This is a genomic window from Azotobacter chroococcum (genome assembly GCF_002220155.1).
Lineage (GTDB): Bacteria > Pseudomonadota > Gammaproteobacteria > Pseudomonadales > Pseudomonadaceae > Azotobacter > Azotobacter chroococcum.
The window spans coordinates 1,237,352-1,250,121 of the sequence record NZ_CP011835.1; the positions used below are offsets into that span (position 1 = coordinate 1,237,352).

General features: G+C 59.9%; 11 protein-coding genes, 2 tRNA genes and 1 rRNA gene. 7 read left to right on the forward strand and 7 right to left on the reverse strand.

Annotated elements, in window-relative coordinates; translation table 11 throughout:
* The first annotated feature begins 49 nt into the window (after window positions 1-49).
* Window positions 50-1,039 carry an alpha/beta hydrolase gene (locus tag ACG10_RS05725; protein ID WP_198319021.1) on the forward strand — a complete coding sequence of 330 codons (990 nt, stop codon included), beginning with the start codon at window positions 50-52 and terminating at the stop codon, window positions 1,037-1,039.
* Here the strand turns inward: ACG10_RS05725 and glpD are convergent.
* Window positions 963-2,573, reverse strand: coding sequence for a glycerol-3-phosphate dehydrogenase (gene glpD / locus ACG10_RS05730; protein WP_089167476.1), 1,611 nt, complete (start codon window positions 2,571-2,573; stop codon window positions 963-965). The genes ACG10_RS05725 and glpD overlap by 77 nt on opposite strands.
* Before the next feature lie 46 nt (window positions 2,574-2,619).
* On the opposite strand from glpD, the gene ybaK reads away from it, so the two are divergent.
* Window positions 2,620-3,087 carry a Cys-tRNA(Pro) deacylase gene (gene ybaK / locus ACG10_RS05735; RefSeq protein WP_039805530.1) on the forward strand — a complete coding sequence of 156 codons (468 nt, stop codon included), beginning with the start codon at window positions 2,620-2,622 and terminating at the stop codon, window positions 3,085-3,087.
* 29 nt (window positions 3,088-3,116) lie between these two features.
* On the opposite strand, the gene ACG10_RS05740 is transcribed toward ybaK, so the two are convergent.
* Both ACG10_RS05740 and argF read right to left on the reverse strand, forming a co-directional pair.
* Entirely contained in the window at window positions 3,117-4,226 is a 1,110-nt protein-coding gene (locus ACG10_RS05740; protein WP_089167477.1) for an ABC transporter ATP-binding protein, read from the reverse strand.
* Entirely contained in the window at window positions 4,223-5,143 is a 921-nt protein-coding gene (argF, locus tag ACG10_RS05745; RefSeq protein ID WP_089167478.1) for an ornithine carbamoyltransferase, read from the reverse strand. The genes ACG10_RS05740 and argF overlap by 4 nt, the downstream gene beginning before the upstream one ends.
* A gap of 301 nt (window positions 5,144-5,444) precedes the next feature.
* On the opposite strand from argF, the gene grxD reads away from it, so the two are divergent.
* A complete protein-coding gene (gene grxD, locus ACG10_RS05750; protein ID WP_089167479.1) occupies window positions 5,445-5,771 on the forward strand; it encodes a Grx4 family monothiol glutaredoxin in 327 nt (108 codons plus the stop codon).
* Between the two features lie 333 nt (window positions 5,772-6,104).
* Here the strand turns inward: grxD and bfr are convergent, their stop codons facing one another.
* From bfr to pyrC, 4 genes are all read right to left on the reverse strand, one after another.
* Window positions 6,105-6,575, reverse strand: a complete 471-nt coding sequence (bfr, locus tag ACG10_RS05755) for a bacterioferritin (RefSeq protein WP_089167480.1) — start codon at window positions 6,573-6,575, stop codon at window positions 6,105-6,107.
* 190 nt (window positions 6,576-6,765) lie between these two features.
* On the reverse strand, window positions 6,766-6,987 hold the full coding sequence (locus tag ACG10_RS05760) for a bacterioferritin-associated ferredoxin (RefSeq protein ID WP_082045475.1): 222 nt from the start codon (window positions 6,985-6,987) through the stop codon (window positions 6,766-6,768).
* Window positions 6,988-7,327: 340 nt separating this feature from the next.
* Entirely contained in the window at window positions 7,328-8,002 is a 675-nt protein-coding gene (gene rnt, locus ACG10_RS05765) for a ribonuclease T (protein WP_089167481.1), read from the reverse strand.
* On the reverse strand, window positions 7,999-9,045 hold the full coding sequence (gene pyrC, locus ACG10_RS05770) for a dihydroorotase (protein WP_089167482.1): 1,047 nt from the start codon (window positions 9,043-9,045) through the stop codon (window positions 7,999-8,001). The genes rnt and pyrC overlap by 4 nt, the downstream gene beginning before the upstream one ends.
* Window positions 9,046-9,204: 159 nt before the next feature.
* Between pyrC and ACG10_RS05775 the strand changes: the two genes are divergently transcribed.
* From ACG10_RS05775 to ACG10_RS05790, 4 genes are all read left to right on the forward strand, one after another.
* Window positions 9,205-10,425, forward strand: coding sequence for an argininosuccinate synthase (locus ACG10_RS05775; RefSeq protein ID WP_089167483.1), 1,221 nt, complete (start codon window positions 9,205-9,207; stop codon window positions 10,423-10,425).
* A 396-nt stretch (window positions 10,426-10,821) separates the two neighbouring features.
* Window positions 10,822-12,357: ribosomal RNA gene (locus ACG10_RS05780) — 16S ribosomal RNA — on the forward strand.
* A gap of 92 nt (window positions 12,358-12,449) precedes the next feature.
* Window positions 12,450-12,526, forward strand: a tRNA-Ile gene (locus tag ACG10_RS05785).
* Between the two features lie 44 nt (window positions 12,527-12,570).
* A tRNA-Ala gene (locus tag ACG10_RS05790) sits at window positions 12,571-12,646 on the forward strand.
* Window positions 12,647-12,770 lie beyond the last annotated feature (124 nt).

Sequence of the window (12,770 nt, forward strand, 5' to 3'; positions counted from 1 at the left end):
CATCCGCACAATCCTGTTTCAATGGAGTTCTGTTTTTCGGGTGTTTGCGATGCGTACTTTCGTCCTTCTAGCCGCCCTGCTGTGCGGCCTGCCAAGCCTGGCGGCCTCCCGCTGCGATCTCCAGGCGCCGACCGCGCAGGCCGACACGGGCGCAGTGCGGCTGACCTACCAGAGCATCGGGCGGGATTCCGATCCGGCGCTGCTGCTGATCATGGGGCTAGGCGGCCAGCTGATCGACTGGCCCGACGAGGTGTTGCTCGGACTGTGCCGGCAGGGCTTCCGGGTGATCCGCTTCGACAACCGTGACGTCGGCCTTTCCAGCTGGGACGAGGAGGTGCCGCAGGCCAGCCTGACCTACGGGGTGCTGCGCCATCGGCTCGGGCTGTCGGTGCCTGCCCCCTATGCCCTGCGTGACATGGCCCGGGATACGCTGGCGCTGATGGAAAGGCTGCAGGTGCCGCGCTTTCATGTGCTCGGTGTCAGCATGGGCGGGATGATCGCCCAGCACATGGCCGATCTGGCTCCGGAGCGGGTGCAGAGCCTGACCCTGGTGATGACCAGCTCCGGTGCCCTGGGTCTGCCGGGGCCCAGCGAGGCGCTGCTGAAGCTGCTGGCGCGGCGCGGGGCAGACAGTCGCGAGATGGCGATCGAGCGTCAGGTCGAGCTGCTCGCCGCACTCGGCAGTCCGCAGGTCGATGCCGACCGCGAGCAGCTCCGGCGGCAGGCGGCGGCGGCATACGACCGTGCCTTCAATCCGGAAGGCGTCAAGCGGCAGATCCTGGCCCTGCTCGCCGAGCCCAGTCGCGTCGAACTGCTCAGGCGTCTCCGCCTGCCGACCCTGGTGGTGCACGGGACTGCCGATCCCCTGCTGCCGGCGATGCACGGCGTGCATGTCGCCGCGCATGTGCAGGGCAGCGAACTGCGGCTGATCCCTGGCCTGGCCCACCGTTTCCAGGAGGCCTTCAAGGAGCCGCTGCTGGCGGCAGTGCTTCCGTATCTGCGCAGCCAGCGTCGGGAGAGAGCCCTGGCCCGGCTGTAGTCGTGCGCTGTCTGATGGCCGGCCGTTCGCTCAGATACTCGGCGAGCCGTCGCTGTGCGGCCGGCGGCAGCAGCAGGCCGAGCTTGGTGCGCCGCCAGAGGATGTCCTCGGCCTGCTCGGCCCATTCCTCGCGGCACAGGTAGTCCACTTCCCGGCCGTACAGCCCGCCGCCCAGGTGTTCGCCGAGATGGGCAGGCTGGCTGGCGCCTTCGAGCAGGCGATAGGAGCGGCTGCCGTAGGTATGGGCCCAGCGCTGGGCGAGTCCGTCGGGCAACCAGGTGAACTCCTGCAGCAGGTCGCCGGCCAGCACATCCGGATCGTCCAGCTCTTCGCCGCCGGGCAGTGCCGTGCCGGCGGTCCAGCTCGGCTTCATCGGTGGCAGGAAGGGCGCCAACTGCTCGAGTGCCGCTTCGGCGAGCCGGCGGTAGGTGGTCAGCTTGCCGCCGAACACCGACAGCAGCGCGGCCTGACCCTGCTCGGCGGAGAGGCTGAGGCTGTAGTCGCGGGTAATGGCGGCCGGGTCATGCGATTCATCGTCGAGCAGCGGACGCACGCCGGAGAAGCTGTGGCGGATATCGCTGCGCTGCAGCGGCCGCTTGAAGTGGGCGTTGACCGCCCGCAGCAGGTAGTCGATCTCCGTCTCGCCGATGGCCACCTGGGCCGGGTCGCCGGCGAACTCCCGGTCGGTGGTGCCGATCAGGCTGTAGCGCTGCAAATAGGGAATGACGAAGACGATGCGTCGATCCTCGTTCTGCAGGATGTAGGCCTCGTCGCCCTCATAAAGGCGTGGCGCGATCAGGTGGCTGCCCTGGACCAGGCGGATGTGATGGGGCGGGCGCTGGTGCAGGGCATCCTCGATGAAGCGGGTCACCCAGGGGCCGGTGGCATTCACCAGCGCCCGGGCGCGAACGCTGGAGCGCTGGCCATCGGCCCGCTGCAGCTCGATCTGCCAGAGGCCCTGCTGGCGTTGTGCGGACAGGCAGCGGGTGCGGGGGCAAATGGTCGCGCCCCTTTCCCGTGCGGCCATGGCGTTGAGCAGCACCAGGCGGGCATCGTCCACCTGGCAGTCGGCGTACTCGAAGCCGCGGCGGATTTCCGGCTTGAGCGGACTGTCCGCCGTGAAGCGCACGGCATGCGAGGCGGGCAGCTGCCCGCGAGCGCTCAGGCGGTCGTAGAGGAACAGGCCGGCACGGATCAGCCAGGCCGGTCGCAGCTGTGGGCGCAGGGGCAGGACGAAGCGCAGCGGTCGGACGATATGCGGTGCCTTGGCGAGCAATATCTCGCGTTCGGCCAGCGCCTCGCGTACCAGGCGGAACTCGCCCTGTTCGAGATAGCGCAGGCCGCCATGGATCAGCTTGCTGCTGGCCGAGGAGGTGTGTGCGGCCAGGTCGTGCTGTTCGCACAGCAGTACGCGCAGGCCGCGTCCGGCGGCATCGGCAGCAATGCCGACGCCGTTGATGCCGCCGCCGACCACGACCAGGTCGTAGAGCGGGGCATCGGAAGTTGCGGGAGAGGCTGGGGAGTTGTTGTCCATTTCGGCTAAGGTAACGGTTCTATGGTCCCATTTTCCACTTTCGAACATGACTCCCGCCATCGATCTGCTGAAAAAAGCCCGCGCCGAGTTCCGTGTGCACAGTTACACCCATGATCCCAAGTCCGCCTCCTATGGTTTGGAGGCGGCCGAGAAGCTGGGGTTGCCGCCGGAGCAAGTCTACAAGACGCTGCTGGCCTCGACCGAGAAGGGCGAGCTGCTGGTGGCGGTGGTGCCGGTCGCCGGCAGTCTGGACCTGAAGGCCCTGGCCAGCGCCGCCGGAGTCAAGAAGGTCGATATGGCCGACCTTGGCGTCGCCCAGCGCAGTACCGGCTATCTGGTGGGCGGCATCAGTCCGCTGGGACAGAAGAAGCGCCTGCGTACTTTCATCGACGAGTCGGCCCGCACCTTCCCGAGCATCTTCGTCAGCGCCGGCCGGCGCGGACTGGAGGTGGAGCTGGCGGCGCAGGTGCTGGCTGAGCACACCCGGGCGAGTTTCGCAGCCATCGGGCGCTGAGTCGCGCAGCCGCTGGCCGGCGGTTGCGATCAGCTCGCCTCGCTATAGCGGCGCACGCCGGAACTGGCCGGCTCGGGTTCGAGGGAACTGTTGTCCGCAGTGGGGAAGATCACCAGATGTTCGGCCGCCACGCTGATGCCGACTTGTTCCCCTGGCAGATGGTCGATGTGGCTGGGGAAGATGGCCTCCAGCGGACTGCCGGTGGGCAGTTGCAGGCGGTAGAAGGTGGAGGCGCCGAGGAAGGTCTTGCCGGTGATGGTGGCCTTCAATTCGCTGGCGGGTGTGTAGACGATGTCATCCGGACGCAGCAGGACCTCCACGGAACTGCCGGTGGGGCAGGTGTAGGCACGGTTGCCCTGGATCACGCCGAGCTCGGTCTGCACCGTCTCCGGGGTCAGCAGCTGGCCGCGGATGAAGTAGCCCTGGCCGACGAAGCTGGCGACGAAGGGGGTGAGCGGTTCGTGGTAGAGGTTGTAGGGGGTGTCCCACTGTTCCAGGTGGCCATTCCTGAAGACCCCGACGTGATCGCTGACCGCGAAGGCCTCTTCCTGGTCATGAGTCACCAGTACCGCGCTGGTACCGCGAGCCTTGAGGATGTCGCGCACCTCGTGGCTGAGCTTGCGGCGCAGCTCCACATCCAGGTTGGAGAAGGGCTCGTCGAGCAGCAGCAGTTGCGGTTCCGGTGCCAGGGCACGGGCGAGCGCCACCCGCTGCTGCTGGCCGCCGGAAAGCTCGTGGGGATAGCGCTGTGCCAGATGGGAGAGCTTGACCAGTTCCAGCAGTTCGGCGGTGATGCGTTCGCGCTGCGGGTGCTTGCGGATGCCGAAGGCGACGTTCTCCGCCACCGTGAGGTGCGGGAACAGCGCATAGTCCTGGAACACCATGCCGATGCGGCGCTTCTCGGGTGCCAGGGTGAAGCCGGCGCAGGAGATCACCTCGCCGGCCAACTGGATCTCGCCTTCCTGCACCGGCTCGAAACCGGCGATGGCGCGAAGGGTGGTGGTCTTGCCGCAGCCGGAGGGACCGAGCAGGCAACCGATATCGCCGGCATTCAGGTGTAGGCTGATCTGCTGGACGACCCTGTGACCCTGGTAGCCACAGACGAGATTGCGCAGGTTGAGCAGTAAGGAATGGGTCATGCGTGGTGGTAGGCCGGTTCGATGAGAAATTCCAGCAGCGCCTTCTGCGCATGCAGGCGGTTTTCCGCCTGGTCCCAGACCACCGAGCGTGGGTCGTCGAGCAGGTCGAGGCTGATCTCCTCGCCGCGATGAGCCGGCAGGCAATGCATGAACAGGACGTCGCCGGCTGCGAGGTCAAGCAGTTCGCCGGTCACCTGGTAGGGCTTGAAGAGCGCCAGCCGGTCTTCGGCTTCCGTTTCCTGGCCCATGGAGGTCCACACGTCGGTGCTGACCAGATGGGCACCGGCAACCGCTTCACGCGGATCGCGGACGATTTCTACGTGGTCGGGTGCGATGGCGACAAATTCTGGCTTGGGTTCGAAACCCTGCGGGCAGGCGATCCTGAGCTGGAAATCGAATTGCCGGGCAGCTTCGATATAGGTGTTGCACATATTGTTGCCATCGCCGACCCAGGCCACGGTCTTGCCTTGGACCGAACCCCTGTGCTCGAAAAAGGTCTGCATGTCGGCCAGCACCTGACAGGGATGCAGGTCATCGGACAGACCATTGATGATGGGGATCTGGGAGTTCTCGGCGAAAGTCATCAGGGTGTTGTGGGCGAAGGTGCGAATCATCACGGCGTCGAGCATGCGCGACATGACGATGGCCGTATCGCTGATGGGTTCGCCGCGATTTAGCTGGCTGTCCCGCGGCGAGAGGAAGATGGCCTGGCCACCGAGCTGGATCATCCCCGCTTCGAAGGACAGTCGGGTACGGGTCGAGGCCTTCTCGAAAATCATGCCCAGCACGCGATTCTTCAGCGGTTCGAACAGGGCACCGCGGTTGCGCAGATCCTTCAGCTCGATGCCGCGACGAATCAGGTTGGCCAGCTCCTGGGGCGTGCAGTCCATCAGTGAGAGAAAGTGCCTTGCGCTCATCATCGGTTCCTTTCTTATATCGGTACGAGTTGTCGGTCGGGCGAGGATCTCCACCCGAAATAACCGTACCTGCAGCAGCCACGCAAAGGGTGGCGAAAATGGGAAAGCGGCGATCTTATAGGGAAAAGGCAAAATCGCGCAAACTGCCCCTCCCAGCAGTGAAAGCAAAGTCCATGCCTGTATCCGGCAGGAAAGGCTTGCTTCTGAAGGGGCTGGTGAAGGCTGAGCGCGGAGCTTGGTTTTCCGTTACAATGCGGCCATCGTGCCGACTTCGTCGGAAAGCCCAGCCGAGGTAACTCCCATGGATATCATCGAAACCATCAAAGAGCAGATCGCCAGCAATACTGTGCTGCTATATATGAAAGGCTCGCCGAACGCCCCGCAGTGCGGCTTCTCCGCTCGTGCCGCGCAAGCCCTGATGGCCTGTGGCGAGCGTTTTGCCTATGTCGACATTCTGCAGAACCCGGACATTCGCGCCAGCCTCCCGAAGTACGCCAACTGGCCGACCTTTCCGCAACTGTGGGTCAATGGTGAGTTGATTGGCGGTAGCGACATTATTCTCGAGCTGTTTGAAAAGGGTGAGTTGCAGCAGGTCGTCAAGGGAGCAGCCGGTAAAGCCGACTCTTGATTGATATGCAAGGGCAATCGCAAAGGTTCTGGCCCGAATATAGCCTGTGAAAATCGGACAGCCTGAAAGAGTGGTCAGGGAAATGCCCATATATAATATATGGGCATTTTCGTTAGTGCATGCATTTGGGTTCAAGTCAGGCGAGGCGGTCTGTTTCCTTGCTTTTATTCCGGGTAGTCATCTGCCTGGATTGTTCCATGGCTGTGCGGCTTCGCTATTGTCCTGCCCTTTGACAGTGCGCATCTAAAAAGCAAACGCCCCGAGTGGTTCGGGGCGTGCTGTAGCTCCTATAGAGTGCCTTGCTTGCAGTCACTCGGACGAGGCTCTTTCCGTTCATTCATCCATTTGCGACTGCAGATAGTTCTCCAGGCCGATCTTGTTGATCAGGTCCAGTTGGGTTTCCAGCCAGTCGATGTGTTCTTCTTCGGACTCGAGAATATCTTCCAGCAGTTCACGGCTGGCATAGTCCCCAACGCTTTCACAGTAGGCAATGGCGGCCTTCAGATCTGGCAGCCCTGCTTGCTCGAGCTTCAGATCGCACTCAAGCATTTCCTTGGTGTGTTCACCGATGAGGAGCTTGCCAAGTTCCTGCAGGTTAGGCAGGCCTTCGAGAAACAGAATGCGCTTGATCAGCTTGTCGGCATGTTTCATCTCGTCAATGGACTCGTGATACTCATGTTTGCCGAGTTTCTCCAAGCCCCAGTCCTCGTACATGCGAGCATGCAGGAAATACTGATTGATTGCGATCAGCTCATTGCCGAGGATTTTGTTGAGGTGCTGGATGACTATCTTGTCGCCTTTCATATCCATTCCTTTTGAATCGGGATGTTGATAAGGCAGTTTGGTCTTTCGGGCTGGATATGTCAAAAGCTAAGTGATTGAGTCTAATAGAGAATAAGTCTCTAGTGCGACTGTTTGCGCGAGGAGTTCAGCGAGGCTGGAGAGGGTGGAGCGGAGGAAACCGGATTCTGTGGAGGCCGGTTTCCATCAAGCGTCAAGAGGCCGCCAGCACTGCTGGGCAGAAGGTTGCATCCTGGGTGTTTTGCGCCTCTTCGCCGAGAGTCTCTCGTGCGATCTGCTTGGCTACACATGCGCATTTGCCGCACTGCGTGCCAACGCCAAGGGCAATACGTACATCACGATAGGTACAGCAGCCGCCTTGGACTGCATTGCGGATTTGACCATCGGTGATACCTTGGCAAAGACATACGTACATAGGCGCCTCTGTTCGGCAGGTAATGACGTGATGAAGAGATCCTAATCTTAGTGAGAATGATTGTCAAAGCTTCAGCTGGCCGCTGGTCAGATCTGAAATCTTCAGGTCTGAAGACTTTGATGTGGCTTCTGGCGGTAAGAATCTCGGTGCTTCTTCCTGGGGCAGTCTCAAGTGGCGGGGCTTGAGCAGGAGGAGGGGACTTCCGTTGCCCACTGAGTTGGCTCGGGAGCGAGGCTGTCCTCGGAGTGCCCGCGCCTCGCTCGAGTGAGCCTTGGGAGTGTTCGTCAGCTTGGCTGGCGAGAAGAGAGGGAGCTTGTGATCGAGGGGGCAATCCGCTCGCTCAGGCGAAATCTACCCAGCCGCCCATCTCTTTCCAGCGGTTGACGATCCCGCAAAATAATTCTGCAGTTTTTTCCGTGTCGTAGCGTGCTGAATGAGCTTCGCGCCCGTCAAATTCTATACCGGCGCTCTGGCATGCCTTGGCGAGTACGGTCTGGCCGTAGGCAAGGCCGGCCAGGGTGGCCGTGTCGAAGCTGGAGAAGGGATGAAAGGGGTTGCGCTTAATGTCGCAACGGGTCACGGCGGCATTGAGGAAGGCTAGGTCGAAGCTGCTGTTATGGCCGACTAGAATGGCGCGCTTGCAGCCATTGGCTTTCACTGCCTTGCGTACGCCGCGAAAGATCTCGTGCAGAGCGTGTTCCTCGCTGACTGCCATGCGTAGAGGATGATCAAGTTTAATGCCGGTGAACTCCAAGGCTGCCGCTTCGATATTGGCGCCTTCAAAAGGCTCGACTCGAAAGAAGTGGCTATGTTCAGGGAACAGAAAGCCATGTTCATCCATGCCGATGGTGGTGGCTGCAATTTCCAGCAGGGCATCGGTCGCGCTATTGAATCCGCCGGTCTCAACATCCACAACGACTGGCAGGTAGCCTCGAAAGCGGTGTGCCAAGGGGTGGCGTGACGTGTTGGTGGCGCTAGGTGTTTCGAGGATGTCGTCGAAGCGTTCTTCGGTCACGTGTTTTCCTCCAGCAGACGCCAGCGCAATTTCTCTCCTGCACGCAATGGGACCAAGCTGTGCTCGCCGAGCGTCAGGCTGGCCGGCACCGTCCATTCTTCGCGGATCAACGTAATGTACTCAGTATTTCGCGGTAGGCCGTAGAAATCGGCGCCATGATGGCTGGCAAAGGCTTCTAGCCGGTCTAGGGCATTGCGCTGTTCGAAGGCTTCGGCATACAGCTCGATGGCCGCGTAGGCTGTGTAGCAACCAGCGCAGCCGCAGGCGGCCTCCTTGGCGTGGCGGGCATGCGGCGCCGAGTCGGTGCCGAGAAAGAACTTTGGGTTGCCGCTGGTGGCGGCGGCCAGTAGGGCTTCCTGGTGAGTGTGGCGCTTGAGGACCGGCAAGCAATAGAAGTGCGGGCGGATGCCGCCGACCAGCATATGGTTGCGGTTGTACAAAAGGTGGTGAGCGGTAATGGTGGCGCCAACATTACTGCCGCTGGCCTCTACAAACTGTACGGCATCATGGGTGGTAATGTGCTCAAACACTACCTTGAGAGTAGGAAAGCGCTCGACTATGCGGGTTAGGTTGTCATCTATAAAGCGCTTTTCGCGATCGAATACATCGATTTCGCTGTGAGTCACCTCGCCGTGTACTAGCACCGGTAGGTCTACTTCAGCCATCGTTTCCAGCACCGGGAAGATGTTGTCGATGCTGGTGACTCCGGCGTCAGAGTTAGTCGTGGCTCCTGCAGGATATAGCTTGGCTGCATGCACAACGCCATGAGCTTTGGCAGCCCGGATGTCCTCTGGGCTGGTTCGATCCGTAAGATAGAGAGTCATCAAAGGCTCGAAACGGCTGGTCGCGGGGCACGCGGCCAAGATGCGCTGCCGGTAGTCGATCGCTTCAACAGCATTGCGCACGGGGGGAACCAGATTGGGCATAACAATGACGCGGCCAAAAGCACGTGCTGCATCGGGCACTGTTCGGGCCAGGGCGGCGCCGTCGCGAAGATGAATGTGCCAGTCGTCGGGGCGTAGCAGAGTCAGGCGGTCGGACATTGAAGCTTCCAGAAAATTGAGGCTGCCGTGCATCCTACCGGAAAAGGTTCCAGGCAGCACCTTGCTGCTTGTGGTCAGAAGGAGGGTGGCGCCTCTGTAAAAGGTTGGGTGTCGTCGCTACAATCGGCGCCTTTTCGTAAAACCCGTGGAGCTGATGGCATGGCGGACGTGAAAAAGGTAGTTCTGGCCTATTCCGGTGGCCTGGACACCTCGGTGATCCTCAAGTGGCTGCAGGATACCTACAACTGCGAAGTGGTGACCTTCACCGCTGACCTGGGGCAGGGCGAGGAAGTGGAGCCTGCGCGTGCCAAGGCCCAGGCCCTGGGCGTCAAGGAAATCTTCATCGACGACCTGCGCGAAGAATTCGTGCGCGACTTCGTGTTCCCGATGTTCCGCGCCAACACTGTGTACGAAGGCGAGTACCTATTGGGTACCTCCATCGCCCGTCCGCTGATTGCCAAGCGCTTGATCGAGATCGCCAACGAAACCGGCGCCGACGCCATCTCCCACGGTGCCACCGGCAAGGGCAACGACCAGGTGCGTTTCGAACTGGGCGCCTATGCGCTGAAGCCGGGCGTCAAGGTGATCGCGCCTTGGCGCGAGTGGGACCTGCTGTCCCGCGAGAAGCTGATGGACTACGCAGCCAAGCACGAGATCCCGATCGAGCGTCACGGCAAGAAGAAGTCGCCGTATTCCATGGATGCCAACCTGCTGCACATCTCCTATGAAGGTGGCGTGCTGGAAGATACCTGGACCGAGCACGAAGAAGATATGTGGCGCTGGACCAAGTCCCCGGAGATGGCTCCGGACGTGCCGACCTACATCGAGCTGACCTACCGCAACGGTGACATCGTTGCCATCGACGGCGTCGAGATGACCCCGGCTCAGGTGCTGACCCAGTTGAACAAGGTCGGTGGCGAGAACGGCATCGGCCGTCTGGACATCGTCGAGAACCGCTACGTCGGCATGAAGTCGCGGGGCTGCTACGAGACCCCTGGCGGCACCATCATGCTCAAGGCCCATCGCGCCATCGAGTCGATCACCCTCGATCGCGAAGTGGCCCACCTGAAAGACGAGCTGATGCCGAAATACGCCAGCCTGATCTACAACGGCTACTGGTGGAGCCCGGAGCGTCTGATGCTGCAGCAGATGATCGACGCCTCCCAGGCCAATGTGAACGGCGTGGTGCGCCTGAAGCTATATAAGGGCAACGTCATCGTGGTCGGCCGCAAGTCCGACGACTCGCTGTTCGATGCCAACATCGCCACCTTCGAGGATGATGCTGGCGCCTACAACCAATCTGATGCCGCGGGCTTCATTAAACTCAATGCGCTGCGCATGCGTATTGCGGCCAACAAAGGGCGTAACACGTTGGTTTGAGTTAAGGGTTGCGGGGTGAGATTTCTCGCTTTTTTGGAGGGCTTGTCCCGCTTTCCTTTCTTTCCTTTCGTCGCCTGTTTCAGTTGGGCATGAGGTGGTGTGGCGTCCTTCTGCTATTTTGAAAAGGCATGGTCATAATGTTGAGTAAAAATGGCTTAAGGTTTTTGTTTTTTCTGCTTGACAGGTTCGAAGGCTGCTGTAGAATGCGCGGCCTCGGTTGAGACGAAAGGCTCAAACGAAACGCTCTTTAACAAGTTGAATCAAGCAATTCGTGTGGGTGCTTGTGGATAAGACTGGTGATCGAAAGATTGTCAGCAACACAGGTAACACTCGTGAATTCATGAGTTTATTTGCGATTGCTGAGCCGAAATATGGATCCTTGGATCCTGTGGATTTGAACTGAAGAGTTTGATCATGGCTCAGATTGAACGCTGGCGGCAGGCCTAACACATGCAAGTCGAGCGGATGAGGGGTGCTTGCATCCCGATTCAGCGGCGGACGGGTGAGTAATGCCTAGGAATCTGCCCGATAGTGGGGGACAACGTTTCGAAAGGAACGCTAATACCGCATACGTCCTACGGGAGAAAGTGGGGGCTCTTCGGACCTCACGCTATCGGATGAGCCTAGGTCGGATTAGCTAGTTGGTGGGGTAAAGGCTCACCAAGGCGACGATCCGTAACTGGTCTGAGAGGATGATCAGTCACACTGGAACTGAGACACGGTCCAGACTCCTACGGGAGGCAGCAGTGGGGAATATTGGACAATGGGCGAAAGCCTGATCCAGCCATGCCGCGTGTGTGAAGAAGGTCTTCGGATTGTAAAGCACTTTAAGTTGGGAGGAAGGGCTGTAAGCGAATACCTTGCAGTTTTGACGTTACCGACAGAATAAGCACCGGCTAACTTCGTGCCAGCAGCCGCGGTAATACGAAGGGTGCAAGCGTTAATCGGAATTACTGGGCGTAAAGCGCGCGTAGGTGGTTTGGTAAGTTGGATGTGAAAGCCCCGGGCTCAACCTGGGAACTGCATCCAAAACTGCCTGACTAGAGTACGGTAGAGGGTGGTGGAATTTCCTGTGTAGCGGTGAAATGCGTAGATATAGGAAGGAACACCGGTGGCGAAGGCGACCACCTGGACTGATACTGACACTGAGGTGCGAAAGCGTGGGGAGCAAACAGGATTAGATACCCTGGTAGTCCACGCCGTAAACGATGTCGACTAGCCGTTGGGCTCCTTGAGAGCTTAGTGGCGCAGCTAACGCATTAAGTCGACCGCCTGGGGAGTACGGCCGCAAGGTTAAAACTCAAATGAATTGACGGGGGCCCGCACAAGCGGTGGAGCATGTGGTTTAATTCGAAGCAACGCGAAGAACCTTACCTGGCCTTGACATGCTGAGAACTTTCCAGAGATGGATTGGTGCCTTCGGGAACTCAGACACAGGTGCTGCATGGCTGTCGTCAGCTCGTGTCGTGAGATGTTGGGTTAAGTCCCGTAACGAGCGCAACCCTTGTCCTTAGTTACCAGCACCTCGGGTGGGCACTCTAAGGAGACTGCCGGTGACAAACCGGAGGAAGGTGGGGATGACGTCAAGTCATCATGGCCCTTACGGCCAGGGCTACACACGTGCTACAATGGTCGGTACAGAGGGTTGCCAAGTCGCGAGGCGGAGCTAATCCCAGAAAACCGATCGTAGTCCGGATCGCAGTCTGCAACTCGACTGCGTGAAGTCGGAATCGCTAGTAATCGCGAATCAGAATGTCGCGGTGAATACGTTCCCGGGCCTTGTACACACCGCCCGTCACACCATGGGAGTGGGTTGCTCCAGAAGTAGCTAGTCTAACCTTCGGGAGGACGGTTACCACGGAGTGATTCATGACTGGGGTGAAGTCGTAACAAGGTAGCCGTAGGGGAACCTGCGGCTGGATCACCTCCTTAATCGAAGATCCCGGCTTTTCATAAGCTCCCACACGAATTGCTTGATTCACTAGCGAAAAGCGATTGGGTCTAGACCCGAGAGTGAGACGATTGGGTCTGTAGCTCAGTTGGTTAGAGCGCACCCCTGATAAGGGTGAGGTCGGCAGTTCGAATCTGCCCAGACCCACCAATTGTCAAGGGGCGTGGCCGGTCATGACCTCGAGAGAGGGTAGAGGGGCCATAGCTCAGCTGGGAGAGCGCCTGCTTTGCACGCAGGAGGTCAGGAGTTCGATCCTCCTTGGCTCCACCAACCACTCATCAATCGCTGAAAGCTCAGAAACGAGCATTTCCTGAAGGCAACGGCCCCAGTGAATGCTGATTTCTGGTCTTTGCGCCAGATTCGTTCTTTAAAAATTCGGGTATGTGATAGAAGT